We start from the raw sequence: 24,089 nt of genomic DNA, 5'->3' as shown, positions 1-24,089 counted from the left end.
CGCGGCTACGCATGTGGCACGGCTGCTGGCCGGTCTGCGGAGCTGAGGTCGCCGGTGGTGTGGATGCCGGGAGCGTCCACGGCCCAGTACCAGTCGTTGTTGCCCGCGGTGAGTTCCCAGGCGACGCGCAGGGTGCTCGCGCCCGCGGGCACGGGGACTTCGAGATGTTCGAGGCGCGCGGTGACATCGGCTGTGTAGGTCAGCACCGGCCGTGCCGCACCGTCGTCGAAAGACACTGTCACCGTGGCGGTTTCGGACCCGTGCTTGCGGTAGTGCGAGACGAAGGACACCGTGGCGGCCGTGGCTCCGGTGACGCGCACGGGTGCGGACACCAGCCGGGAATTGAAGCGGCCGCGAAAGATTCGATCGGCCCACTCGTCGGAATCCGCGACCGCGAACACGCCGCGCGCTCGCACATTGGATTCACGCGCCTGCCCGGCCTGGGTCGCGGTCCAGAACGGATCGGTGGTGAACGACCAGCCGCGCCATTCGGTGACACCGCCGCCGCGCATCCCGGAATTGTCGATCTGCCAGCCGGCGGGCGTGCTGTGGGTCCAGCCGCGCAGCCCGGCGGGGATATCGGGTTCGTCGACGGGGGTGCGTAATTCGCCCACCAGCGAATCGAACGGGTCGTTCGACGGCTCGGTGATCGGTATGCCGTCCAGTCCGGCGCGCCCCACGCCGAGAAAATCCAGCGCGGTGGCCGCCACGTCCACCAGCCGGGGCTCCAGCGCGGGCACGCGGTGCGTCAGGCCGCCACCGGCGGCGATGAGGAACGACTGACGTTCGGCCCGGGAATTGCCGCCGTGCCCGCCGCCGGGCGTGTGGCCGTGATCGGTGGTTACCAGCAACAGCCAGTCCTCGGGCCGGAAATCGGCGCGCGACCGGATCGCGGCGATGATCTGGCCGATCTGCCGGTCGGCCCCGGCGACGGCGGGCAGGTAGCAGGATCCGGCGCTGCCGCACTCGTGCCCGGCCGCGTCGACATTGCCCAGGTACACGAACGACGCGGCCGGTGCGTGCCGCGAAATCCAGGTGGCCGCGTCGTCGGCGACCTTCTGATCGTTGACCCGGTAGTCGTCACGGAACACCAGTTTCCGATCGATCGCGTCCCCGAGCACGAACTCGTCGAGATGCTGCCAGTCCAGCCCCGCATAGGTTTTCGCCCCCGGCAGTCCCGCCTCCACCCGGCTCAGCAGATCAGGATGGCGTGCCAGCGCGTTGCCGGCGAAGTCGTTGCCGAACACCCGGTGCCGATCCGGCCACACCCCCGTAAGCACGGTGGCCCAGCCGGGTCCGCTCACGGTCGGTGCGAACGGCGGCGCGTAGAGCCAGGTCGGGGAGCTGTAGCCGGTGCTGATCAGCGCGTCCAGGGTGGGCGTGTCGGCCTGGGGCAGCGATTCCCAGTTCAATCCGTCGACACCGAAGACGACCACATGCCGCTGATCGCCCTCCGCCCGGGCGCCGGCCGGGGCCGGCACCGCCGCCAGCAGCGCGAGGATCACAGCGAGCACACGGGCCATGCCCATGGTTGTACCGGCGCGGTATGGAGCCGCCGTGAACAGCGGCGGACGGCCGCCCCTCGGGCGGGTGAAATGACCCCGGCCCCCGCGAGTTCACCACCCGCACACCATTGGACGGGCTACCAGCAGTGCTGTGCAGGGCTGTTCCGGTTCGATGAACTCGCAGGAGCGGGGCTTCCGGATCGAGACATTCGTTCTCGACGCGGAAGGCGTTGCGAAACACCTGCGGATCGCGGTCGTCGCGGACTCGATACCTCGATGGTCCGGCCCGCGCACGAAAAGAACACGAGTAGCGGACTACTCGTGTTCTTCGCGTGCCGAGGCTGATTCAGCGTTCCCGGGCCAGGAACCGATAACCGGTGTGCCACAACCATTCCACCGGTCCGCGCTCGAAACGGCGCAGCCACAGGTGGGCGGCGGTCACGATGATGAGCGAGACCAGCAGATACACACCGATGGTGAACGGGACGTACGCCTGCGGCGACACCGCGCCGGCCCAGCCGAGGCCCCAGCCGTAGCAGAACCCGGAGGCGACCAGATTCTGCAGAATATAGCAGCTCAGCGCGGTCCGCCCGACCTCGGAGAGCCGCCGCCCGGCAAACCCGACCCGCGGCCGTCGCACGTAGAACTCGGCCACCAGCGCCAGCAGGCCCAGTGCCACGAACGGTGCGACGCCGTAGCGGGTGAATACCACGATGTCGCCGCCCACCACGATCCCCGCGCCCAGATCGATCGGGGCCGCGATCGCGCCGAGCACCATGAGCCGCTTGCGGATTCGCGCGCCCTCGGCGGTGAACAGCCCGGCCCGGAACAGTCGCGCACCGGCCAGGAACAGCGCCACCGACATGGCGAAGACGAAGATCGCCTCCACCCGGAAGGTCGCGGCATGCTCCAGCCGGAACACCACCAGATCCCAGAACGAACCGTCCGCGTACGGATTCGGGTCAAGCGGTTCGTCCGGCGCCCCGCCGGTCTGCGGTGCGAACGCGATGGCCAGCCCGATCAGGGTGAGCAGCAGCGTGTGCACGCTCGCCGCCGCGATCAGCCAACGACGCTGGGCCCGTTCGCTCGTCGCGAGCAGGTACGCCACCACCAGACCGGTCGCGGCGTAGCCCATCAGCACGTCGAACTCGGCGACGAGCACGAAATTCAGCACGCCGTCGAGGAACAGCAGCCCGGCCCGCCACGGATACTTGCCCGGCCAGCGGCGCCCGCCGCGCACGGCGGAGCGCTGCTGAATGGCCAGCCCGATGCCGAACATGATGGTGAGCAACCCCAGGAACTTGCCCTGCGCCACCTGCTGGAGTACGCGCTCGGCCCACATCCAGCCGGTCTCGGGGGAGGCGCCGAGATCCTGCACGTAGCCGACGAGTCCTTCCGGATTGGTGAGAATCCAGATATTGGTGCCCAGCGTGCCCAGGATCGCGATGCCGCGCAGGACATCCAGCGCGACCAGTCGGGAGGGCCGCGCGGGCGCCTGCGCTCGGTGCTGCCCCCCGGTGTCGGAACGGGGATCGACGATGGATTCGGTCATGGATCGACTATCCGGTTCCGGGCCCGCGCGCCGGGTCCTCCGGAAGTACGACCCGGGGGATGACATCACCGTCCCTCGCCCGGAGGATCCGGGCCCCGACCGGCCGAAATTCGATTGCCGGGCGCACCGGGGGTCCCGCACAATCGCGGGCATGGGGTGCGATATCCACGGCTACATCGAATGCCGGAGCAGGTGGGAGAACGGGCGGTGGTCCGCCGCCATGGATTTCGATCTGATCGGCGGTCTGCGGCACTACGATGCGTTCGGCCTGCTGTTCGGAATCCGCAACTACGGGGGTTTCGAGCCGCTCGCGCCGAATCGCGGTCTGCCCGAGGATATTGCGGCGGTGACCCGGGCCGAGCACACGCAGTGGGGCGCCGCCGCGCACAGCCCGACCTGGATCGGCTGGGACGAGATCACCGGGATCGACTGGGACCGGCGGGCCGAGGAACCCGACTCCCGCATCCACGAATTCCGGCGCGGCACCGACGGCGAATGGGTCCGGGCCGGCAAGGCGGCCTGGAGCGCTGCCTTCGCCGAGCTCGCGGGCAAATCCGGCCCGCCGGCACTCGGCTACGACGAGACCTGGCCGGAAGGCACCGAATGGGTCGACGGCGATCGCATGTTCCGGGTAGTGCGGATGACCAGGCGCGAGGTGATCGACGCGCATCCGCAGTGGCAGCGCACCTGGACCGTGATGTCCACGCTCGCCGAGGTGCACGGCGCGCAGCACGTTCGCCTGGTGGTCTGGTTCGACAACTGAGTTGCCCGCCGCCGGAATGACATCCGGCTCGCCGGAACCCGGGTGCGGCAGGCCCGGGTACCGGCGTCGCCTAGGCTCGAGGTATGCAGCGCATCATCGGTATCGAGGTCGAGTACGGCATCTCCACTCCCACCGAGCCGTCGGCGAACCCGATTCTCACCTCCACCCAAGCGGTTCTCGCCTACGCCGCCGCCGAGGGAGTGCCGCGCGCCAAACGAACCCGCTGGGACTACGAGGTGGAGTCACCGCTGCGTGACGCGCGTGGATTCGATCTGTCCCGGATGAACGGGCCCGCCCCGGTGATCGACGCCGACGAGGTGGGCGCCGCCAACATGATCCTCACCAACGGCGCCCGGCTGTATGTCGACCACGCGCATCCGGAGTATTCCGCGCCCGAGGTCACCGACGCGCTGGACGCGGTCATCTGGGACAAAGCGGGCGAACGGGTGATGGAGGCGGCCGCGCGGCACGCCTCGAGCGTCCCCGGCGCGCCGCGCCTGCAGCTGTACAAGAACAACGTCGACGGCAAGGGCGCCTCCTACGGCACCCACGAGAACTACCTGATGAGCCGCGATACCCCGTTCAATCAGATCATCGTCGGGCTCACCCCGTTCTTCGTCTCCCGTCAGGTCGTCTGCGGTTCCGGCCGGGTCGGCATCGGGCAGTCCGGTGATCACGCCGGCTTCCAGCTGTCCCAGCGCGCCGACTACATCGAGGTCGAGGTCGGCCTGGAGACCACACTCAAGCGTGGCATCATCAACACCCGCGACGAACCGCACGCCGACGCGGACAAGTACCGGCGCCTGCACGTCATCATCGGTGACGCCAATCTGGCCGAGATGTCGACCTATCTCAAGGTCGGCACCACCGCCCTGGTCCTGGACCTGATCGAGGCCGGTGAGGATCTCTCCGATCTGCAATTGGCCCGCCCGGTCACCGCCGTGCACCAGATCAGCCACGACCCCACGCTGCGCGCCACCGTCGCGCTGGCCGACGGCCGCGAGCTCACGGGTCTGGCCCTGCAACGGCTCTACCACGAGCGGGCCGCGAAGTTCATGGACCGCGAGGGGGTCGACGATCCGCGCGCCCGCGACATCCTGGACAACTGGGCCATGGTGCTCGACCTGCTCGAACGCGATCCGATGGAGACCGCGAACCTGCTGGACTGGACCGCCAAACTGCGATTGCTGGAGGGCTACCGCCAGCGCGAGGGCCTGGGCTGGGCCGCGCCCAAACTGCACATGATCGACCTGCAGTACTCGGATGTGCGCCTGGACAAGGGCCTGTACAACCGGCTCGTCGCGCGCGGCTCGATGCAGCGACTGGTCACCGAGCAGCAGGTGCTCGACGCCATGACCAAGCCGCCGGTGGACACCCGCGCCTACTTCCGCGGCGAATGCCTGCGCCGCTTCGGCGCCGATATCGCGGCCGCCAGTTGGGATTCGGTGATCTTCGATCTGGGTGGCGATTCGCTGGTGCGGATTCCGACGCTGGAACCGCGCCGCGGCACCAAGGCGCATGTCGGCAAGCTGCTCGACGGGGTGAACTCGGCCGCCGATCTGGTGGAACAGCTGACCACGTAGGCGAACACGGAGTCGGCCGGCCGGGTGTACACAGCAGCGAATTGAACACAGATCCGCCAATCGGCCGGTGTCGCTGGGTAGGGTTGAAGGACGAGCACGCACACAGCTCATGATCGCGACGGTGCTCACCATCGAGGTCCGGTCATGTTGAGGACAGAGGAGGTCGGCTGCCATGGCACAAGAGCAGACCAAGCGCACCGGGGGCGGCGACGAGGACGAGGGTCCCGAGGGTGTGGACGCGGCGGGTCAGGAGCGCCGCGAAAAACTGGCGGAGGACACCGACGACCTGCTCGACGAGATCGATGACGTGCTCGAGGAGAACGCCGAAGACTTCGTCCGTGCGTACGTGCAGAAGGGCGGCCAGTGACAGCGAGTGACCCCATGCGTCTCCAGCCGGGCCACGCGCTGTCCTCGTTCATCGAGCATTTGCGTCAGCACGCACCGGAACTGTTGCCGGGCAACAGGTTCGCCGCGATCGAAGGTGCCACCGGGATGACCGGTGGCACCTCCGCATCGGGTGCGCCGATGAAGGACATCGCCCCGCACGGCACCACCATCGTCGCGGTCAGCTACCGCGGCGGTGTGCTGATCGCCGGCGATCGGCGCGCGACCATGGGCAACCTGCTGGCCAGCCGGGATATGGAGAAGGTGCACATCACCGATACCTACTCGGCGGCCGGTATCGCGGGTACCGCGGGGCTGGCCATCGAGATGGTGCGGCTGTTCGCGGTGGAGCTGGAGTACTACGAGAAGATCGAGGGCGTCTCGCTCACTTTCGACGGTAAGGCCAACAAACTCTCGAAGATGGTGCGCGACAATCTCCCTGCCGCCATGCAGGGCCTGGCGGTCGTGCCGGTGCTGGTCGGTTACGACGAGCACACGGTCGATCCGGATCGTAAGGGCCGGATCGTCACCTATGACGCGGTCGGCGGGCGCAGCGAGGAACGTTTCGGCTACGCCGCGGTCGGCTCCGGCTCGATGTTCGCCAAGTCGTCGCTGAAGAAGCTGTACGCCAAGGGGATCGACGAGGAGCGCGCGTTGCGCATCGCCGTCGAGTCGCTGTTCGACGCGGCCGACGACGACACCGCGACCGGCGGCCCGGATCTGGTCCGCGGCATCTTCCCGACCGCCGTGGTGATCACCGCCGACGGCGCCGACGAGGTGACCGAGGAGCGGCTGTCCGCGATCACCCGGGCGATCGTCGCCGATCGCGCGGCCGAGGACGAAGAAGGGGGGGCCACCGCATGACACTGCCGTACTACGCCTCGGCCGAACAGATCATGCGCGACAAGACCGAGCTCGCGCGCAAGGGCATCGCGCGCGGTCGCAGCGTCATCGTGCTGGTCTACGACAAGGGTGTGCTGTTCGTCGCCGAGAATCCGTCGGCGACCCTGCACAAGGTGAGTGAGCTCTACGACCGCGTGGGTTTCGCGGCCGTGGGCAAGTACAACGAGTTCGAGAACCTGCGCCGCAACGGCATCCTCCAGGCCGATCTGCGCGGCTACCAGTTCGATCGGCGCGATGTCACCGGCCGGGCGCTGGCCAACGCCTACGCCCAGACCCTGGGCGCCATCTTCACCGACCAGCTCAAGCCCTACGAGGTGGAGATCTGCGTCGCGGAGGTGGGGTATCCGGAACAGCCGAGCCAGTCGGTGCTGTACCGGATCAACTTCGACGGTTCCATCGTCGACGAACGCGAATACGTGGTGATGGGCGGCACGACCGAGCCGATCGTCAGCGCGTTGAAGAGTTCCTACCGGCCCGGCCTGGATCTCGGCTCCGCCATCGGGGTCGCGGTCAAGGCCCTGCAGGCCGGTGTGCCCGAAGGCCCGGACAAGCGGACCATCGGGGTCGCCCAGCTCGAGGTGGCCACCCTGGAGCAGGCGCGCCCGCGCCGGGCGTTCCGGCGGGTCACCGCCCCGGCCCTGGAGCAACTGCTGAAACCGGCCGCCGCCGGGCAGGCGCAGGAGGCGACACCCGAGGATCCGCCGACGACGGCGGAGTAGCTCGCGACTGTCCGGGCCCTCGATGACCGCCGCGGTATCGGGGGCCCGGCGCGCGAACCATGGACAACAGCTCTTATAGCTGATTAGCATCACCGTGTATGGCTGCCGAACATGCGCGTGTCGGTGTGGACAGCGAGTTCGCCCCGCTGCGGACGATGGTCGTCGCGCGGTGCGAGTTCCGTGCTCCGGACGAGGCAGACAGCCTCGGGGGTGCGATGCCCGTGCCGGAGGATGCGGCCCAGGTCCTCGAAGCGGTGTGGGGCAAGACGTTCGGCGAGGTCTATCCCGACAAGCAGCGGGCCTGGGAGGCCGAACGCGAGCAATTGGCGGCTGTCCTGCACAGCCATGGCGTGGAGGTCCTGCGTCCCCGACTGTTCGACGACAGCGAGAAGGCCACGGCCGGCCGCATCGGATACGCCAACTTCTTCGTCCGGGATCCCTGGTTCACCGTCGGCGCGCACGTCATCGAGGGCGCGCTGCAATTCCCGCACCGGCGCATGGAAGTGCTGCCGAGCCGCGACCTGCTGGTCGAGCGGGTCATGCCCGCGGCGGCCGCCTACGTCTCGCTGCCCCGGCCCGGCGCGCCGCCACTCGGCCGGCGTGGGCCCGGGCCGTTCCTGGAGGGCGGCGACGTGCTGGTGCTCGGCACCGACATCTTCGTCGGTATCTCCGGCATGGCCACCGACGAGCTCGGGTACCAGTGGCTCGCGAAGTACCTGCGGCCCTTCGGATTCACCGTCACCGCCGTGCGCCTGCCCGCACATGTGCTGCACCTGGACTGCGCGATCGGGCTCGTCCGGGACGGGTTGCTCATCGCCTGCCCCGAACGGCTGCCCGACGGACTTCCCGAGCCGTTGCGCTCGTGGGAGCACATCGACGTCAGCGAGGACGAGGCGGCCGCCATGGCCACCAACGGACTGCCCATCGATCCGGGCACGTATATCACCGACCCCGAATTCGAGCGGGTCGGCGCCGAACTCGAGCGGCGCGGGATCACGGTCGAATACCTCGACTTCTCGGTGTCGCGGCTGTTCGGTGGCGCGTTCCGCTGCTCGACCCAGCCGCTGCTGCGGGAGGACTGAGGCGGTGTCAGCACGCCGTCAAGATTTCGGCGCGTAACCGTCAAGTCCGCGTAGCCATGGCGGTAACCGTCGCGAATCGGGCGTAGTTCTGGAGGCGGCCCCGCATTCGGCGGGGGTGCGCTGAGGAGAACACGGTGACCCTGCTCGACATCTTCCCTTCGCTGCGACCCGGCATGCCCGAGCGTCTCGACTCGGCCGTCTGGCCGCGCGAAACCCATTACGACGGCGAAGGCCGGATCACGGTCGCCGGCGTGACGCTCACCGATATCGCCGACCAGTTCGGCACACCGGCCTATGTCCTCGACGAGGGCGAAGTCCGCGAGCGCTGCCGGACCTACCTGCGGACCTTTCCCGGCCTCGAGATCATCTACGCGGGCAAGGCGCTGATGATCCAGGCCGTTGCCGGCTGGGTCGCGCAGGAGGGCCTGTCGATCGACGTGTGCTCCGCGGGTGAACTCGCCATCGCGTTGTCCGCCGGAGTCGATCCGCGCCGAATCATCATGCACGGCAACGGCAAAACCTTCGACGAACTGTCCGCCGCGGTGCACAGCGGGGTCGGCCGGATCGTGATCGACTCGACGCCCGAGATCACGATGCTGTCGGCGCTGGTCGGCACCGGCCAGGATGTGCTGCTGCGCCTGACACCCGATATCGATGTGCACGGGCATCCGGCCGTGCGCACCGGCGTCGCCGATCAGAAGTTCGGATTCCCGCTCGGCAGCGACGCCGCCACCGAGGCCGTGGCGCGCATCCTGCGGCATCCGCGGCTGCGGCTCAACGGCCTGCACTGCCACATCGGATCGCAGATCGCCCAGGCCGATCACTACGGTGAGGCGATCCGGCGCATGGTCGCGGAGATGGCGCGCATTCGCGTCGAGCACGGTGTGACCCTCACCGAACTCGACCTCGGCGGCGGCCACGCGGTGGCCTATCGGGGCGGCGATCCGGAACTGGATCTCGACGAACTGTCCGCGATCATCGACGATGCGCTCGACGCGGCCTGCGCGCGTTGGCATTTCCCGCGTCCGCGGATCGCGCTGGAACCCGGCCGGTCGATCGTCGCCCGATCGGGGGTCACGCTCTACCGCGTGCTCTCGGTCAAGCGCCACGACAGCGGCCGCACCTACGTCACCGTCGACGGCGGGATGAGCGACAATCCACGCGTCGCGCTGTACGGCGCCGCCTATACCGCCGTGCTGGCCAATCGGCATCCCGGCGGCCCGTACCTGAACGCGACCGTGGTCGGACGGTTCTGTGAAGCGGGGGACATCCTCGCCACCGACGTCCAGCTGCCGATGGATCTGTGCCCCGGCGAGGTGCTCGCGGTGCCCAGCACGGGCGCCTACCATCACAGCCTGGCCTGTACCTACAACAGTGTGCCGCGCCCGCCGATCGTGGCGGTCCGCGACGGGCAGTGCCGTGCTCTGCTGCGCCGGGAGACCCTGGCCGATCTGACCGCCCGCGAGGTCGGTTGCTGACAGCAGCGCCACCCGCCACGGACCGGTGCCGAGGGCGGTCACGGGCGGTGCACCGGTCTCGAATCGTTGTGAACCTGAGTGACGCGTGTTGCTCACAGCCCCACGAAACAGCATGAACGCGCTGTAATGTCGATTATGTGCAGCGACGAATCATGGGGATCGAGACCGAGTTCGGTGTGACATGCACCTTCCACGGTCACCGTCGGCTGTCCCCCGACGAAGTTGCCCGGTATCTTTTCCGCCGGGTGGTGTCCTGGGGTAGGAGCTCGAATGTGTTCCTGCGCAACGGGGCTCGGTTGTACCTCGATGTGGGTTCACATCCGGAGTACGCGACCGCGGAGTGTGACAGCCTGCATCAGCTGGTCACCCATGACCGCGCCGGCGAGCGAGTGCTCGAGGAATTGCTGATCGACGCCGAACAGCGGCTCGCCGAGGAGGGTATCGGCGGAGACATCTACCTGTTCAAGAACAACACCGACTCCGCGGGCAATTCCTACGGCTGCCACGAGAACTTCCTCGTCGTGCGCGCCGGTGAGTTCTCCCGGATCTCCGATGTGCTGCTGCCGTTCCTGGTAACTCGCCAGCTGATCTGTGGTGCGGGCAAGGTGCTACAGACGCCGAAGGCGGCGACCTTCTGTCTGTCCCAGCGCGCCGAGCACATCTGGGAGGGCGTCTCCTCGGCGACCACCCGGTCGCGTCCGATCATCAACACCCGCGACGAGCCGCACGCCGACGCCGAGAAGTACCGCCGGCTGCACGTCATCGTGGGCGACTCGAACATGGCCGAGACCACCACCATGCTCAAGGTCGGCACGGCGGCGCTGGTGCTCGAGATGATCGAGGCCGGTGTGTCGTTCCGGGACTTCGCGCTGGACAACCCGATTCGGGCGATTCGCGAGGTCAGCCACGATATGACCGGGCGACGCCCGGTGCGGCTGGCCGGCGGACGGCAGGCCAGCGCGCTCGACATCCAGCGCGAGTACTACGCCCGCGCCGTCGAACATCTGCGCAACCGGGACCGCGATCCGCAGATCGACCAGGTGGTGGACCTGTGGGGTCGCACCCTCGACGCCGTCGAGGCCCAGGATTTCGCCAAGGTCGACACCGAGATCGACTGGGTGATCAAGCGCAAACTGTTCCAGCGCTACCAGGACCGCTACAGCATGGAGCTGTCCGATCCGAAGATCGCCCAGCTCGATCTGGCCTACCACGACATCAAACGCGGCCGCGGCGTCTTCGACCTGCTGCAGCGCAAGGGGCTGGCCAAGCGGATCACCGAGGACGAGGCCGTCGACGCCGCCGTCGACACCCCGCCCCAGACCACCCGCGCCAAACTCCGCGGCGATTTCATCACCGCCGCCCAGGAGGCCGGCCGCGACTTCACCGTCGACTGGGTGCACCTGAAGCTGAACGACCAGGCCCAGCGCACCGTCCTCTGCAAGGACCCGTTCCGTTCGGTCGACGAACGCGTGGATCGCCTGATCGCGTCGATGTAGCCGCTGGGGCCGGTGTGGTCCTCTGCAAGCGGTGCCTATGCCGTTCGGTCGACGAACGCGTGGATCGGCTGATCGCCTCGATGTAGGCCGGGCACGCGCCTACCGTGGAGCGCATGGGCGGAAACGAGATTCTGCACGAGTTGCTCGCGGTCGAGCGGCGTGGCTGGGACGCGCTCTGTGCCGGCACCGGCTCGGATTTCTACGGTGAGCTGATGACCGGCGACGCGGTCATGGTGCTGGCCAACGGGATGATCCTGGACCGGGCCGCGGTCGTCGCGTCCCTGCGTGCGGCGCCGCCGTGGCGAGCCTACGAGATCGAGGATCCCCGGGTGGTGGATCTGGGGGCCGACGGCAAGGTGCTGGTGTATCGCGCCGCCGCGTATCGCGACGGGTCCGAACCGGCCTTCCGCGGCGTCATGTCCAGTACCTACATTCCGGTCGGTTCGACCTGGCGTCTCGCCTGCTACCAGCAGACCCGGCTTCCGGACTAGCGGTCGAAAACCGTTTGGGCGCAACTGATCTGCTGGGTACCCGTCCGCCCGATCGTCATCGTCGGCGGTTCCGAGTGCGAATAATAGCCAATTGAAATCGCGTGTAAGCGCTAAAATGGCGCTATGTCGACTATCCAGGTTCGGAACATCTCGGAGGAAGATGCCGAGTTCCTTCGTAGCGAGGCAGCAGCGGAAGGAATGTCGCTGCAGGCATTCATGCGCCGGGAGGTGACCGCCTTGGCGCGGCGGCGTGCGAAACGTGCGGCGCTGATCGCGTACCGAGAGGAATTGGAACGCGATCCGGGCCCCGGCATCCCAGCAGGCTTCGTCGAGGAGACGCTGCGGGAGCTGCGGGGTGAGTGATGACGTGGTTGTCGACGCGTGCGCGATGGGAAACGCGCTCATACGTGATGATGAGACCGGAATTGCGCTCGCCAAGCGGATCGGAGAATCCACCTGCCACGCACCACATCTGATAGACGCCGAGATCGGCAGCGTGTTGCGCAAGGCCGAGCGCGGAGGGCTGATTACCTCCGACCGTGCGGTCGCCGGAATACGGATGGCGAAGCTGCTGGTCGATGAGCGATACGCGCATCATGGTTGGCTAGCCGCCGACGCTTGGGCGCTGCGGCACACGGTGTCGTTCTACGACGGGCTGTACGCGGCCTTGGCCGCACGGCTCGACATTCCACTGCTGACCTCTGATGCACGGTTGAGCAGGGCGCCCAACTTGCCGTGCCAGGTGGAGTTGATCTCGTCCTGACCCCTGCTACCGATTCGTGCGCCGTCGGACGATAAGCGCGACGGCGCAGGTCGGCTCTCCGCAGCGATTCGTGCGCCGCCGTGCAACCACTGGCTCGGGGCGATTACGCTCTACCGGGTGGCGATATCCAAGGTCGAGCGGCTGATGAATCTGGTCATCGCGCTGTTGTCGACCCGGCAGTTCTTGACCGCGGAGCGGATTCGGGACAGTGTCGCGGGGTACGAGGAGTCCGCGAGCGACGAGGCGTTCAGCCGAATGTTCGAGCGGGACAAGAACGAACTACGTGACCTGGGCATTCCGCTGGAGATCGGGCCGGTGAGCCGGTACTCGAGCCTGGAGGGCTACCGCATCAACCGCGACGCCTACGAGCTACCCGAGATCGGGCTCAGCGACGAGGAGGCGGCGGCGGTGGCGGTCGCGGTGCAGATGTGGGAGTCTCCGGAACTGGCGGCGGCCGCCGAGGGCGCGCTGCTGAAGTTGCGCGCGGCGGGCATTCACGTCGAAGCCGATGTGGCCGTGGCGGCGCCCGCCGTGCCCGCCCGCACCCGCGGGTCCGAACCGGTGCTGGGCAAACTGCTCGCGGCCATCGATGCCGGGCAGGCGGTGCGGTTCGAGCATCGCGGCGCGGTGAACGCGCCCTATCTCATGCGCGACGTGGAACCGTGGGGTGTGGTGACCCGGCACGGCCGCTGGTATCTGGTCGGGCACGACCGGGACCGCGACGATGTGCGCAGCTTCCGGCTGTCCCGGATCGGGGACGAGGTCGCTGCCTACGGCCCGCGCAATACCGTCCGCAAACCCGACGACATCGACCTGCGCGCCATAGTCGACCGGGTGACCAGCCACAGCCCGGTCAGCGGCTCGGCGACGGTGTGGGTGGCCGACGGTCGCGGTCAGGAGATCCGGCGGCTCGGCCAGGTCGTGGAGGAACGGGTGTTCGGCGGGCGCGGCGGGATGGTGGTCCAGGTGCCGATCCGGTCGCGGGACTGGCTGGCGCGCCTGATCACCGGCCTCGGCCCGGACGCACTGGTGCTCGCGCCCGAGGATCTGCGCGCCGATGTGGTCGCGCGGTTGCGCTCGGTGTTCGACCGGACCGAGGTGGCGCTGTCGTGAGCACGAATTCCCGTCTGTCCGTGCGGCTTTCGCGTCTGCTCAATATGATCCCGTATTTTGTCGCGAACCCCGGGATCAGCGCGGCCGATGCCGCGGCCGATCTCGGCGTCACCACCAAACAGCTGATGAGCGATCTGAACCAGCTGTGGATGTGCGGTCTGCCCGGTTACGGGCCCGGCGATCTGATCGATCTGTCGTTCTCCGAGGAGAGCATCGAGGTCACCTTCTCGGCGGGCATCGAGCGGCCGCTGCGCCTGACCTCGACCGAGGCGACCGCGCTGCTGGTGGCGCTGCGCTCGATCGTCGATATGCCCGGCATGGTCGATCCGACCGCCGCCCAGGCCGCCATCGCCAAGATCGAGGCGGCGATCACCGGCGGTCATCTCGTGCCCGCACCTGCGGTGGCGGAGCCGGAGGGGAAGGACGCGGTCGCGACCGTGCGCACGGCCCTGGCCGACAAGCGCGCGGTGCGGATCGTCTACTACTCGGCCAGTCGCGATGTGGTGTCCGAGCGCGTCGTCGATCCGATCCGGATCGTGCTGGTGGACAACAACAGCTACCTCCAGGGCTGGTGCCGTGAGGCCGAGGGAGTCCGTCTGTTCCGCTTCGACCGGATCGAGGCGGCCACCGAACTCGACGAACCGGCCCGTCCGCCCAGCCACGCCACCGCCGCGGCCGCCGCCCTGGATCTGTTCCAGGACGACCCCGCGGTCCCGCTGGCGCGACTGCTGGTGCGACCCGACTACGGCTGGGTGCTCGACCAGTACCCGATGCACCGGATGGCGGTGCACGAGGACGGCAGTCTGGAGGCGACCATGCGTTTCGCCACCCTGGACTGGATGGCCCGGCTGCTGCTCGGCTTCGGGGCCGGGGTGAGCGTGCTCGGCCCGCCGGAACTGGTCGCTGCCGTGCGGGAACGCTCCAATGCCGCACTGGCCGCTTACGCCGCCGCGGGTTACGAGGCTTCGTGAGCGCGGAGCGACTACGCGTGCTGGTGCTCGGCGCGGGCAGTATCGGTGTCTTCGTGGGTGGCCGGCTGGCCGCCGCTGGCGCCGAGGTCACCTTCGTCGGGCGGCCGCGGGTACTCGACGAGATCAGCGCCGACGGGCTGCGGTTGACCGAGCTGGACGGCGGCGAGGTGCTCGTGGACCGCGCCGATTTCGCGGTGGCGACCACACCGGAGGCGGCCGGGTCCGCGGATCTGGTGCTGGTCACGGTGAAATCGGCGGCTACCGCGGACGCGGTGCGGCAGCTGCCCGGCCGGATCCGGCCGGGCACCGTGGTGCTGAGCCTGCAGAACGGGATCGGCAACGACGCGGTGATCCGCGAGATCGTGCCGACCTGCATCGTGCTGGCCGGGATGGTGATGTTCAATGTCGTGCAGCATCCGCGCGGGTGGTTCCATCGCGGCACCGACGGCGATATCGCCATCCAGGACGATCCGGCGCTGACCGGATTCCGCGAACTGTTCACCCGGTCCGGGCTGGGCTGGCGGCGGCACGCGAATCTGCTGCCGGTGCAGTGGGCGAAACTGCTGCTGAATCTGAACAATCCGATCAACGCGCTGTCCGGGCGGCCGCTGCGCGAGGAACTCGCCGACCGCGATTATCGCCGCTGTCTGGCGCTGGCCCAGCGCGAAGCGCTCGCCGCCATGCGCCGGGCGCGGATCCAGCCCGCGCGGCTCACTCCGCTGCCGCCCGAGCTGATGACCACGCTGCTCACCGTGCCGGACGGTGTCTTCCGGCGGCTGGCGGCGCGGGTGCTGGCGGTCGATCCGATGGCGCGCTCGTCCATGGCCGACGATCTGGCGCTGGGCCGCAAGACCGAGATCTCCTGGCTGTGCGGCGAGATCGTCGGCCTGGGCCAGATGGTCGGGCTGCCGACGCCGGTGAATCAGCGGCTCATCGAGCTGATCGTGGCGGCCGAGCAGGGCGACCGGCGGACCTGGACCGGGCCCGAACTCCTGGAACAGCTCCGGGCCGCGGCCGAGCGTTAACACCCGGCAAACGCCGATTTACCGGGGCGTTCGTGCGGTGGGGCGGACAAATTCGCCGCTCACAGTCCGGTAGCATCGGAAAGACCACAGTCTTGGGAGGTACACCATGGGCCAGTTCAGCATCTGGCATTGGCTGATCGTCGCCGCCGTCTTCGTGCTGTTCTTCGGCGCGAAGCGGATGCCCGACGCGGCTCGCGGTCTGGGGCGCTCGCTGCGCATCTTCAAGAGCGAGGTCAGCCAGATGCAGACCGAGGGCGGCGCCTCGACCACGCCCGCCGCGCAGGCGACCCCGCAGCAGCTGCCCGCCGCGCAGCCCGCGAATCCGGTCGCGCAGCCGCAGGCGCAGCCCGAGTCGAAGTCGCTGTAGAGCCGGATGCTTTACCCCGGGTGAGTTCCGCTCGCCCGGTTCCGTGCTGTTCAGACCCAGGGGCCTACCTCACCTATGCGAATCCCGTTCGATCCCCGCCACAGCAAGCGCCGGACCAATCCCGACGGCACCATGTCGTTGGTCGAACACCTGCAGGAACTGCGGACCCGGCTGCTGATCTCGCTCGCGGCCGTGCTGCTGACCACCATCATCGGCTTCCTGTGGTACTCGCACTCGTTCTTCGCGATGGACAGCCTCGGTGAGATCCTGCGCGGCCCCTACTGCGCGCTGCCGGATTCCGCGCGCGCCGCACTGAGCCCCGACGGCGCCTGCCGCCTGCTCGCGACCGCTCCGTTCGAGCAGTTCATGCTCCGGTTGAAGGTCGGTTTCACCGCCGGTGTCGTGCTCGCCGCGCCGATCTGGCTGTATCAGCTGTGGGCGTTCATCACCCCGGGCCTCTACGCCAAGGAACGCAAGTACGCGGTCGGGTTCGTCAGCTCCGGCACAGTGCTGTTCGCGACGGGCGCCGTGCTCGCGTATGTCGTTGTCGCCCATGCCCTGGACTTCCTGCTCACCATCGGCGACAACGTCCAGATCACCGCGCTGTCCGGTACGCAGTACTTCGGCTTCATCATCCAGTTGCTGATTATTTTCGGTGTGAGCTTCGAGACGCCGCTGATCATCGTCGGCTTGAATCTGATCGGCGTGCTCACCTACGAACGGCTCAAGGCGTGGCGGCGCGGGATCATCTTCGGCTTGTTCGTCTTCGCGGCCATCGTGACACCGCAGGACCCGTTCTCGATGCTGGCGCTGGCGCTGGCGCTGACCGTGCTGTTCGAGGTCGCGGTGCAGTTCGCCCGGTTCAACGATCGCCGCAAGGCGCGCCGGGAGGCCGAGCTCGCCGACGACGAGACCGCGACGATCGAGCAGCCCGAGCCCATCGCGGACCCGGAGTCGATCTCCGAACCCGCCGGAAAATCCACGCGACCGGTGTCGGACTACTCCGATACGCTCTGAAATGTGACAGATCCCCAGGGCGAGCTGGCCGAGTTCTCCGCCGAACTGAGCTTCTCCCTCGATCCCTTCCAGCGCCAGGCATGCGCGGCCCTCGAGGGCGGCCACGGCGTGCTCGTGTGCGCGCCGACCGGCGCGGGCAAGACCGTCGTCGGCGAATTCGCGGTGCACCTGGCGCTGGCCTCCGGCGGAAAATGCTTCTACACCACGCCGATCAAGGCGCTGTCGAACCAGAAGTTCGCCGATCTCACCGAGCGCTACGGCCGTGACAGCGTGGGTTTGCTCACCGGTGACCAGTCGCTGAATCCGGACGCGCCCGTGGTCGTGATGACCACCGAGGTTCTGCGCAATATGATCTATGCCGGCTCCGACGCACTGCGCGGGCTGTCGTATGTGGTCATGGACGAGGTGCACTACCTGGCCGATCGGTTCCGCGGCGCGGTGTGGGAGGAAGTGATCCTGCATCTGCCGGCCGACGTGCGTCTGGTCAGCCTGTCGGCGACGGTCAGCAATGCCGAGGAGTTCGGCGCCTGGATGGCGACCGTGCGCGGCGACACCGCCGTGGTGGTCGACGAGACCCGCCCGGTGCCGCTGTGGCAGCACGTGATGGTCGGGCGGCGCATGTTCGACCTGTTCGATTCCAGCTCCAGCGAGCAGAAGGTGCTGGTCGACGAGGATCTGGTGCGCTACATCCGGCAGCGTGAGTCCGCCGATCGGATGAACGGCTGGGCGCCGCGGCATCGTGGCGGCGGTGGTCAGCGTCGGGATTTCCGCCCGCTGCCGCGCCCGGAGGTGCTGGCCCAGCTGGACGCGGAAGGGCTGCTGCCCGCGATCACGTTCATCTTCAGCCGCGCGGGCTGTGACGGCGCGCTGGCGCAGTGCCTGCGCTCGCGCCTGGACCTGTCCCGCCCGGAGGAGGCCGCCGAGGTCGACGCGATCATCGAGAAGCACACCGGCGATCTGCCCAAGGGCGATCTGGAGGTGCTGGGCTACTGGGAGTGGCGCGAGGCGCTGCATCGCGGGCTGGCCGCCCACCACGCGGGCATGCTGCCCGCGTTCCGGCACACCGTCGAGGAACTCTTCGTGCGCGGTCTGGTGCGGGCCGTATTCGCCACGGAGACACTGGCATTGGGTATCAACATGCCCGCGCGCACAGTAGTGCTGGAGCGGCTGGTCAAATTCAACGGCGAGGCGCACGCCGAGCTGACGCCCGGCGAATACACCCAGCTCACCGGCCGGGCCGGGCGGCGCGGCATCGACGTCGAAGGCCACGCGGTGGTGCTGTGGCAGCCCGAGGTCGACACCAGCACCGTGGCCGGTCTGGCCTCCACCCGCACCTATCCGCTGCGCAGTTCGTTCAAGCCCGGCTACAACATGTCGATCAACCTGATCGACCGGATGGGCGCCGCCGAGGCGCGGGCCCTGCTGGAACGGTCCTTCGCGCAGTTCCAGGCCGATCGTTCGGTGGTCGGGCTGGTGCGCGGGATCGAACGCAACGAGGGCCAGTTGCGCAAGCTGAGCTCGCAGCTCGGCGCGGAGGAAGGCGGCTTCCTGGAGTACATCTCGCTGCGTGAGCGGATCAAGCAGCGAGAGCGGTCGCTCGAGCAGCAGAAGCGCTCCGATCGGCGCGGCGCGTCGGTGAATTCGCTGGTCCGGCTGCGCCGCGGCGACGTGGTCGCCATTCCGAGCGGGCGGCGCCAGGGGCTCGCGGTGATCCTGGAACCCGATGCGACGCCGGGCGATCCGCGTCCGCTGGTGCTCACCGAGGACAAATGGGCCGGGCGGGTCTCGGTGGCGGATTTCCCGGTGCCGGCCGAGGCGCTCGGGCATATGCGGCTGCCCCGCCGGGTCGACCACCGCACCGCGCGAACCCGCCGCGATCTGGCCTCGGCCTTGCGCGGCACCGGGATCGAGCCGCCCGGGCGGCGGCGTCGGGACAAGCGCGCCGCGGCTGCCGAAGATCGCGAACTGGATACGCTGCGCCGCACCCTGCGCGCGCATCCGGCGCACGCCCGGCCCGATCGGGAACAGATGGCCCGGATCGGCGAGCGCTACAACCGGGTGCTGCGCGAAACCGAGGCCATGCGGCAGAAGGTCGCCGCCACCACCAATTCGCTGGCGCGCACCTTCGATCGGATCCTCGGACTGCTCGAGGAACGCGGTTTCGTGCACGAGGGCGAGGTCACCGAGGACGGCCGCCGGCTGGCCCGGATCTACGCCGAAGCCGATCTGCTGGTGGCCGAATGCCTGCGCGAGGGGCTGTGGCGCGGCCTGGGCCCGGCCGAGCTCGCGGCCGTGGTGTCGACGCTGGTGTACGAATCCCGTCAGGAGGGCGGCTATCTCGGGGTCAGCGGCCCGACCGAGCCGATCCGGCGCGCGGTCGGCGCCACCGTCGGTGTCTGGAGTCGGTTGCGCACCGACGAGGCCCGGCACAAGCTCTCGCCCACGCGTGAACCCGACCTCGGTTTCGTCACCGGCGTCTACAAGTGGGCGCACGGTGACGGCCTGGCCGAATCGCTGCTGGCCAGCGGCGATCAGGGCAGTCCGCTCTCGGCCGGTGATTTCGTGCGCTGGTGCCGGCAGGTCATCGATCTGCTCGACCAGATCCACAACACCGCCGACGATGTCGAGGTGGCGGGCACGGCGGCCAAGGCGGTGCGGGCGATCCGGCGCGGCGTCGTCGCCGTGGACGCGGCGTGAGCTCGGCGGCGTACCGTGGTAACGCGCGGCAACGGACATGTCGGATTCGATTGTGATTTGATTTCTTTCGCGTACCGACCGTGGAGTAGTCGCATGGCGACGAGGCTCGCGCGGGGGGCTACCGTAGGTATAACGATGCGAGTGGAGGCAAGATGAGCGGCCCGTTTGGACCGAGTGATCCCGGGGAGGGACGCAACGATCCCACCCAGCACTGGGGAGCGGATCAGAACCCGGGCCAGGCCGGCCCGACGCAGCAGTGGGGCGGTCAGCAGCCCGGCGGCCAGGCTGCCCAGCCCACCCAGCACTGGGGTGACCAGACTCCGCAGCAGCAACAGCAGCAGTGGGGTGCGCAGCAGCAGTCCGGTGGCCAGCAGCAGTGGGGGCAGCAGTCCGGCCCGCAGCAACAGCAGCAGTGGCAACCCAATACCGGTGGTCAGCAGCAGTGGGGCCAACAGCCGCAGCAGGATTGGGGCCAGCAGCAACCTCAGCAGGACTGGGGGCAGCAGCAACAGCAGGGCCAGCAGGATTGGGGCCAGCAGTCCGGTCAACAGCAGCAGTGGGGGCAGCAGCCCCAGCAGCAGTGGGGCCAGGCCGGTCAGCAGCTGCCGCAGCAAACGCCCGGCAAGAAGAAGAACAAGGGCCTGATCATCGGCCTGGCGATCGGTGGTGTCGTGCTGATCGGCGCGATCGTCACCGGCGTGCTGCTGCTCACCGCCAAGGACAAGCTGGACCAGTCCGCGGTCCAGGACGGTGTCAAGAAGGTGCTCACCGACTCCTACGGCATCACCGATGTCACCGACGTGTCCTGCCCGTCGGGCCAGGAGGTGAAGGAGGGCGCGACCTTCGAGTGCTCGCTCAAGGTCAGCGGTGAGGACAAGAAGGTCAACCTCAAGATCACCGACAAGGACGGGACCTACGAGGTCGGCCGCCCGAACTGACGCCTCGCCCCGGCAGCCCCCGTTTCGGCGGGGGCGCCGAAGGGGTTGCGGCGCCGATGATTACGCGGTGCGTGCGCCCAGCGCGGTGATCAGCCGGGCGATCGGGCTTTCCGCGTTGTAGGCCGTGGCGAGTTCGCGGAGCCGATCGGGATCGGCGGGGGTGACCGGCAGCAGATCGGCGCGGGAGAGTTTCACCTCGGCGTCGCGGACCACCCGCACCACCGGTGCGGCGGCCTTCAGATAATCGTGCGCGGCGCGCAGTTTGGCGCGGATGCCCGCGGCCAGCTCCGCGTCCGGATCGTCGACCGCGGCGACCAGGGCCTCCAGTGAACCGAAGCGGCTGATCAAGGTGGCGGCGGATTTGTCGCCGATACCGGCGACGCCCGGCAGACCATCGGAGGCGTCGCCGCGCAGGGTGGCCATGTCCGCGTAGGCGGGGCCCGCGTTCTCCAGCGGCACACCGTATTTCGCGGACACCTCGGCCGGGCCGAAGAGCTCGGCCTTGGCCAGGCCACGACCCGCGTAGAGGACCCGGACCGGCGGGGCGCTGTCGCGGACCAGTTGCAGCAGATCGCGGTCGCCGCTGACGACCACCACCTCGTCGGTGCTCTCCCGACTGGCCAGGGTGCCGAGCACGTCGTCGGCCTCGAGACCGTCCGCGCCGCCGGTCGCGATGCCCGCGGCGGCCAGCACCTCCATAATCATCTCCACCTGTGGTGTCAGCAGGTCGGGCACCTCCTCGGTGCCCGGGGCCGCCGAAGTGTCCAGGCGGTGCGTCTTGTACGAGGGCACCAGATCGACGCGGAACTGAGGACGCCAATTCAGGTCCAGGCCCACGACCAGTCGGCTGGGCGCATGTTTGACGATCAGCGATGCGACCATATCGGTGAAACCGCGTAGTGCGTTGACCGAGCGCCCGTCCGGCGCGGTGATCTTGTCCGGGATGGCGTAGAAGGCCCGGAACCACAGGCTGGCGCCGTCGAGCAGGAGGAGTGGACCGCCGGTTGATGTCACGGAGCCGAGGTTACTCGCTCGGGCCGACACGATCGGCGCGTGCGACGAGTACCGTCGAACACTATGAGTTCGCAGACGAAGGCCAGGTTCGCGGCGGAGGTGTACCGGGAGCGGTTGGAACGGGCGGTGGAGCTGATGCGGGCGGCGTCACTGGACGCCCTGCTCATCACCCCCGGACCGGATCTCCGATATCTGATCGGGTCGGATGCCGAATCGTTCGAGCGGCTGACCTGCCTGGTCATCACCGCCGACAAGGCCACACCGGCGGTCGTGATCCCGAAACTGGAGCTGGCGGCGCTGTCCGGTTCCGCCGCGGGCGAGCTGGGCCTGCGGGTACTGGACTGGGTGGACGGCGTCGACCCCTACGAGCTGGTGCGCTCCACGCTGCACGCCGGTTCCCGGGTCGCGGTCGCCGACGCGATGCCCGCGCTGCACCTGATTCCCCTCGCGCAGTCCACCTCGGGGCTGCCGGTCTCGGCCACCCCGGTGCTGCGTGATCTGCGAATGATCAAGGGCGAGGCCGAGATCGAGGCGCTGCGGCGGGCCGGTGCGGCGATCGACCGGGTACACGCGCGGATGGGTGAGTTCCTGCGGGTCGGGCGCACCGAGGCGGAGGTCGGCGCGGATATCGCGGCCGCCATCGTCGAGGAGGGCCACACCGAGGCGGCGTTCGTCATCGTCGGCAGCGGCCCGCACGGCGCCGATCCGCACCACGGCGTCTCCGAGCGCCGCATCGAATCCGGCGATGTCGTGGTCATCGATATCGGCGGCCCGGTCGACCCGGGCTACTACTCCGATTCCACCCGCACCTACAGCATGGGTGAACCGTCGGCGGCGATCGCCGCGAAGTTCGCCGCCCTGGAACGCGCCCAGGCCGCCGCCGTGGCCGCCGTCCGTCCCGGCGTCACCGCCGAGGCCGTCGACGCCGCCGCGCGAAATGTGCTGGTGGAAGCCGGTTTCGGCGAAGCGTTCGTGCACCGCACCGGCCACGGTATCGGCCTCTCGGTGCACGAGGAGCCCTATATCGTCGAGGGCAACTCCCTGCCTCTCGCGCCGGGCATGGCCTTCAGCATCGAACCCGGCATCTACTTCCGCGGCGACTGGGGCGCCCGCATCGAGGACATCGTCGTCGTCACCGCCGACGGCTGCGAATCGATGAACACCCGCCCGCACGGTCTCACGGTGCTCTGAAGTTCACCGGCACAGGGAATCCGCGAGCCGCCCCGCGACCTGGGGATCGTGCTGGGCGTCGGACAGGATCGCGCGGAGCAGACCGGCCGCCGGTGGTGCGGACGACGCGGCGAAGGTCGCGGTCAGAAAGGCCGCGACATTCGCTCGCAGGTCGCCGGTGTCGGGGTCGGGCGTCTTCAGGTGTGCCCACTCGGGCCTCGAGCAGGACCGCCCCTTTCGACGGCCACCAGCGGTAGATGGTCTGTTTGTTCCGGACTGCCCCGGCAGACCCCGGTGGGCGGCCGGATCGTCGATCAGACGTTCTGGATGGTCGGCGATCACGGACAGGCTTCGCAGTACGTACGGAACCTCCTCGCGAATCCGGCTGTGCGGGTGAAGGTTCGGCTGCTCGGAACCGACCTGTTGACCATCCGGATCCTGCTCCGGCCCGAGGACTAGCCCAGGGTGTCGAGGAAGCCGAGCGCGAGTTTCCAGGTGCGCTCGGCGGCTTCGGCGTCCCAGTCGGGCAGGTCCGGGTCGGTGTAGAGGTGGCCCGCGCCGCGGTAGCGGTAGACCTCGACGTCGGCGCCGGCCCGCTGCATGTCCAGGTACCAGCTGTTGAGCCAGTCGTCGGGTTCGTACAGGTCGGGGTCGGCGACGTGCAGTTGGACCGGCAGGTGGTCCACCGAAACATCCTCCGGCACATCGGAAGTGCCGTGCAGGAGCAGCAGACCGCACGCTTTCACGTCGGCCAGCCCGACGCTGCCCGCGAAGTAGGCGCCCAGCGAGAACCCCGCGTACACGAGCCCGCTGTCGGAGTGCGGCGCCGCCGCGACCACCGCCCGCCGCAGCAGTTCGTCCTGCCCGATCTCGTCCCGGATCGCGATCCCCGCCTCGACACTGTCGGCTACCCGCCCGTCGTACAGATCCGGCACGTGCACCGTATGCCCGCCCGCCCGCATCCGGTCGGCGGCCGCCCGCACCGCGGGCCGCAGCCCGCACGCGGAATGAAACAGGATGATGTTCATGGTGGTCCATCGTGCCAGCGGCAGCGGAGA

General features: G+C 68.7%; 25 protein-coding genes. 20 read left to right on the top strand and 5 right to left on the bottom strand.

All coding sequences use genetic code 11. The features are described 5' to 3' along the window. Positions 1-5 precede the first annotated feature (5 nt). Together ACFVMC_RS18270 and ACFVMC_RS18265 are read right to left on the bottom strand one after the other, a co-directional pair. Positions 6-1,523, bottom strand: coding sequence for an alkaline phosphatase family protein (locus ACFVMC_RS18270; RefSeq protein ID WP_379211642.1), 1,518 nt, complete (start codon positions 1,521-1,523; stop codon positions 6-8). Between the two features lie 328 nt (positions 1,524-1,851). Continuing rightward, complete coding sequence (locus ACFVMC_RS18265) at positions 1,852-3,057, bottom strand: DUF418 domain-containing protein (RefSeq protein WP_379211640.1); 1,206 nt, start codon at positions 3,055-3,057, stop codon at positions 1,852-1,854. A gap of 151 nt (positions 3,058-3,208) precedes the next feature. Between ACFVMC_RS18265 and ACFVMC_RS18260 the strand changes: the two genes are divergently transcribed. The 18 genes from ACFVMC_RS18260 (at position 3,209) to ACFVMC_RS18175 (ending at position 20,847) form a co-directional block, all read left to right on the top strand. Continuing rightward, the gene (locus ACFVMC_RS18260) at positions 3,209-3,820 is read left to right on the top strand and encodes a hypothetical protein (RefSeq protein ID WP_379211638.1); all 612 of its coding nucleotides are present in this window, start codon (positions 3,209-3,211) and stop codon (positions 3,818-3,820) included. An 83-nt stretch (positions 3,821-3,903) separates the two neighbouring features. Continuing rightward, a complete protein-coding gene (dop, locus tag ACFVMC_RS18255) occupies positions 3,904-5,403 on the top strand; it encodes a depupylase/deamidase Dop (RefSeq protein WP_379211636.1) in 1,500 nt (499 codons plus the stop codon). A 172-nt stretch (positions 5,404-5,575) separates the two neighbouring features. Continuing rightward, positions 5,576-5,770 carry a ubiquitin-like protein Pup gene (locus ACFVMC_RS18250; protein WP_379211634.1) on the top strand — a complete coding sequence of 65 codons (195 nt, stop codon included), beginning with the start codon at positions 5,576-5,578 and terminating at the stop codon, positions 5,768-5,770. A gap of 14 nt (positions 5,771-5,784) precedes the next feature. Then, complete coding sequence (gene prcB / locus ACFVMC_RS18245) at positions 5,785-6,651, top strand: proteasome subunit beta (RefSeq protein ID WP_379211632.1); 867 nt, start codon at positions 5,785-5,787, stop codon at positions 6,649-6,651. Continuing rightward, on the top strand, positions 6,648-7,409 hold the full coding sequence (gene prcA, locus ACFVMC_RS18240; protein WP_379211630.1) for a proteasome subunit alpha: 762 nt from the start codon (positions 6,648-6,650) through the stop codon (positions 7,407-7,409). Before prcB ends, prcA begins: the two co-directional genes overlap by 4 nt. Positions 7,410-7,507: 98 nt before the next feature. After that, positions 7,508-8,491 carry a dimethylarginine dimethylaminohydrolase family protein gene (locus ACFVMC_RS18235; protein WP_379211629.1) on the top strand — a complete coding sequence of 328 codons (984 nt, stop codon included), beginning with the start codon at positions 7,508-7,510 and terminating at the stop codon, positions 8,489-8,491. Between the two features lie 134 nt (positions 8,492-8,625). Then, on the top strand, positions 8,626-9,969 hold the full coding sequence (gene lysA / locus ACFVMC_RS18230; RefSeq protein ID WP_379211628.1) for a diaminopimelate decarboxylase: 1,344 nt from the start codon (positions 8,626-8,628) through the stop codon (positions 9,967-9,969). Between the two features lie 137 nt (positions 9,970-10,106). Then, the gene (gene pafA / locus ACFVMC_RS18225; protein ID WP_379211627.1) at positions 10,107-11,465 is read left to right on the top strand and encodes a Pup--protein ligase; all 1,359 of its coding nucleotides are present in this window, start codon (positions 10,107-10,109) and stop codon (positions 11,463-11,465) included. A gap of 113 nt (positions 11,466-11,578) precedes the next feature. Further along, entirely contained in the window at positions 11,579-11,956 is a 378-nt protein-coding gene (locus ACFVMC_RS18220) for a nuclear transport factor 2 family protein (RefSeq protein ID WP_379211626.1), read from the top strand. Positions 11,957-12,079: 123 nt separating this feature from the next. Further along, complete coding sequence (locus ACFVMC_RS18215; RefSeq protein WP_379211625.1) at positions 12,080-12,319, top strand: antitoxin; 240 nt, start codon at positions 12,080-12,082, stop codon at positions 12,317-12,319. After that, positions 12,312-12,719, top strand: a complete 408-nt coding sequence (locus ACFVMC_RS18210) for a type II toxin-antitoxin system VapC family toxin (protein WP_379211624.1) — start codon at positions 12,312-12,314, stop codon at positions 12,717-12,719. Before ACFVMC_RS18215 ends, ACFVMC_RS18210 begins: the two co-directional genes overlap by 8 nt. A gap of 117 nt (positions 12,720-12,836) precedes the next feature. Further along, positions 12,837-13,832 (top strand): helix-turn-helix transcriptional regulator, encoded by a 996-nt coding sequence (locus ACFVMC_RS18205; RefSeq protein ID WP_379211622.1) that lies wholly within the window; start codon positions 12,837-12,839, stop codon positions 13,830-13,832. After that, positions 13,829-14,803, top strand: a complete 975-nt coding sequence (locus tag ACFVMC_RS18200) for a helix-turn-helix transcriptional regulator (RefSeq protein ID WP_379211621.1) — start codon at positions 13,829-13,831, stop codon at positions 14,801-14,803. The genes ACFVMC_RS18205 and ACFVMC_RS18200 overlap by 4 nt, the downstream gene beginning before the upstream one ends. Then, positions 14,800-15,828 (top strand): 2-dehydropantoate 2-reductase, encoded by a 1,029-nt coding sequence (locus ACFVMC_RS18195; protein WP_379211619.1) that lies wholly within the window; start codon positions 14,800-14,802, stop codon positions 15,826-15,828. Before ACFVMC_RS18200 ends, ACFVMC_RS18195 begins: the two co-directional genes overlap by 4 nt. A 106-nt stretch (positions 15,829-15,934) precedes the next feature. Then, on the top strand, positions 15,935-16,195 hold the full coding sequence (gene tatA / locus ACFVMC_RS18190) for a Sec-independent protein translocase subunit TatA (protein WP_379211618.1): 261 nt from the start codon (positions 15,935-15,937) through the stop codon (positions 16,193-16,195). Between the two features lie 75 nt (positions 16,196-16,270). After that, entirely contained in the window at positions 16,271-17,212 is a 942-nt protein-coding gene (gene tatC / locus ACFVMC_RS18185; protein WP_379211616.1) for a twin-arginine translocase subunit TatC, read from the top strand. Positions 17,213-17,215: 3 nt separating this feature from the next. Then, positions 17,216-19,909: a DEAD/DEAH box helicase gene (locus ACFVMC_RS18180; RefSeq protein WP_379211614.1), complete on the top strand. Its 2,694-nt coding sequence runs from the start codon at positions 17,216-17,218 to the stop codon at positions 19,907-19,909. A gap of 152 nt (positions 19,910-20,061) precedes the next feature. Continuing rightward, complete coding sequence (locus ACFVMC_RS18175; RefSeq protein ID WP_379211612.1) at positions 20,062-20,847, top strand: DUF4333 domain-containing protein; 786 nt, start codon at positions 20,062-20,064, stop codon at positions 20,845-20,847. Between the two features lie 60 nt (positions 20,848-20,907). Here the strand turns inward: ACFVMC_RS18175 and ACFVMC_RS18170 are convergent, their stop codons facing one another. Then, positions 20,908-21,861 (bottom strand): 5'-3' exonuclease H3TH domain-containing protein, encoded by a 954-nt coding sequence (locus ACFVMC_RS18170; protein ID WP_379211610.1) that lies wholly within the window; start codon positions 21,859-21,861, stop codon positions 20,908-20,910. 63 nt (positions 21,862-21,924) lie between these two features. Here ACFVMC_RS18170 and ACFVMC_RS18165 point away from each other — a divergent pair, with 63 nt between their 5' ends. Continuing rightward, a complete protein-coding gene (locus tag ACFVMC_RS18165; protein ID WP_379211608.1) occupies positions 21,925-23,052 on the top strand; it encodes a M24 family metallopeptidase in 1,128 nt (375 codons plus the stop codon). Positions 23,053-23,055: 3 nt separating this feature from the next. Here the strand turns inward: ACFVMC_RS18165 and ACFVMC_RS18160 are convergent, their stop codons facing one another. Continuing rightward, positions 23,056-23,178, bottom strand: coding sequence for a hypothetical protein (locus tag ACFVMC_RS18160; protein ID WP_379212400.1), 123 nt, complete (start codon positions 23,176-23,178; stop codon positions 23,056-23,058). A 12-nt stretch (positions 23,179-23,190) separates the two neighbouring features. Between ACFVMC_RS18160 and ACFVMC_RS18155 the strand changes: the two genes are divergently transcribed. After that, on the top strand, positions 23,191-23,490 hold the full coding sequence (locus ACFVMC_RS18155) for a nitroreductase/quinone reductase family protein (protein ID WP_379212398.1): 300 nt from the start codon (positions 23,191-23,193) through the stop codon (positions 23,488-23,490). Here ACFVMC_RS18155 and ACFVMC_RS18150 read toward each other — a convergent pair. Further along, positions 23,487-24,059: a dienelactone hydrolase family protein gene (locus tag ACFVMC_RS18150; protein WP_379211606.1), complete on the bottom strand. Its 573-nt coding sequence runs from the start codon at positions 24,057-24,059 to the stop codon at positions 23,487-23,489. The genes ACFVMC_RS18155 and ACFVMC_RS18150 overlap by 4 nt on opposite strands. Between the last annotated feature and the right edge of the window lie 30 nt (positions 24,060-24,089).

The organism is Nocardia sp. NPDC127579 (assembly GCF_042672005.1).
GTDB lineage: Bacteria > Actinomycetota > Actinomycetes > Mycobacteriales > Mycobacteriaceae > Nocardia.
The sequence above is the reverse complement of the archived record's forward strand: the minus strand, read 5'-3'. Positions and strand labels throughout refer to the sequence as shown.

What these genes read in the sequence shown, in the direction of transcription:
- ACFVMC_RS18270 (WP_379211642.1), bottom strand. Translation starts at nt 1,523, where the DNA reads ATGGCCCGTGTGCTCGCTGTGATCCTCGCGCTGCTGGCGGCGGTGCCG.
- ACFVMC_RS18265 (WP_379211640.1), bottom strand. Translation starts at nt 3,057, where the DNA reads ATGACCGAATCCATCGTCGATCCCCGTTCCGACACCGGGGGGCAGCAC.
- ACFVMC_RS18260 (WP_379211638.1), top strand. Translation starts at nt 3,209, where the DNA reads ATGGGGTGCGATATCCACGGCTACATCGAATGCCGGAGCAGGTGGGAG.
- dop (WP_379211636.1), top strand. Translation starts at nt 3,904, where the DNA reads ATGCAGCGCATCATCGGTATCGAGGTCGAGTACGGCATCTCCACTCCC.
- ACFVMC_RS18250 (WP_379211634.1), top strand. Translation starts at nt 5,576, where the DNA reads ATGGCACAAGAGCAGACCAAGCGCACCGGGGGCGGCGACGAGGACGAG.
- prcB (WP_379211632.1), top strand. Translation starts at nt 5,785, where the DNA reads ATGCGTCTCCAGCCGGGCCACGCGCTGTCCTCGTTCATCGAGCATTTG.
- prcA (WP_379211630.1), top strand. Translation starts at nt 6,648, where the DNA reads ATGACACTGCCGTACTACGCCTCGGCCGAACAGATCATGCGCGACAAG.
- ACFVMC_RS18235 (WP_379211629.1), top strand. Translation starts at nt 7,508, where the DNA reads ATGGCTGCCGAACATGCGCGTGTCGGTGTGGACAGCGAGTTCGCCCCG.
- ACFVMC_RS18220 (WP_379211626.1), top strand. Translation starts at nt 11,579, where the DNA reads ATGGGCGGAAACGAGATTCTGCACGAGTTGCTCGCGGTCGAGCGGCGT.
- ACFVMC_RS18215 (WP_379211625.1), top strand. Translation starts at nt 12,080, where the DNA reads ATGTCGACTATCCAGGTTCGGAACATCTCGGAGGAAGATGCCGAGTTC.
- tatA (WP_379211618.1), top strand. Translation starts at nt 15,935, where the DNA reads ATGGGCCAGTTCAGCATCTGGCATTGGCTGATCGTCGCCGCCGTCTTC.
- tatC (WP_379211616.1), top strand. Translation starts at nt 16,271, where the DNA reads ATGCGAATCCCGTTCGATCCCCGCCACAGCAAGCGCCGGACCAATCCC.
- ACFVMC_RS18175 (WP_379211612.1), top strand. Translation starts at nt 20,062, where the DNA reads ATGAGCGGCCCGTTTGGACCGAGTGATCCCGGGGAGGGACGCAACGAT.
- ACFVMC_RS18165 (WP_379211608.1), top strand. Translation starts at nt 21,925, where the DNA reads ATGAGTTCGCAGACGAAGGCCAGGTTCGCGGCGGAGGTGTACCGGGAG.
- ACFVMC_RS18150 (WP_379211606.1), bottom strand. Translation starts at nt 24,059, where the DNA reads ATGAACATCATCCTGTTTCATTCCGCGTGCGGGCTGCGGCCCGCGGTG.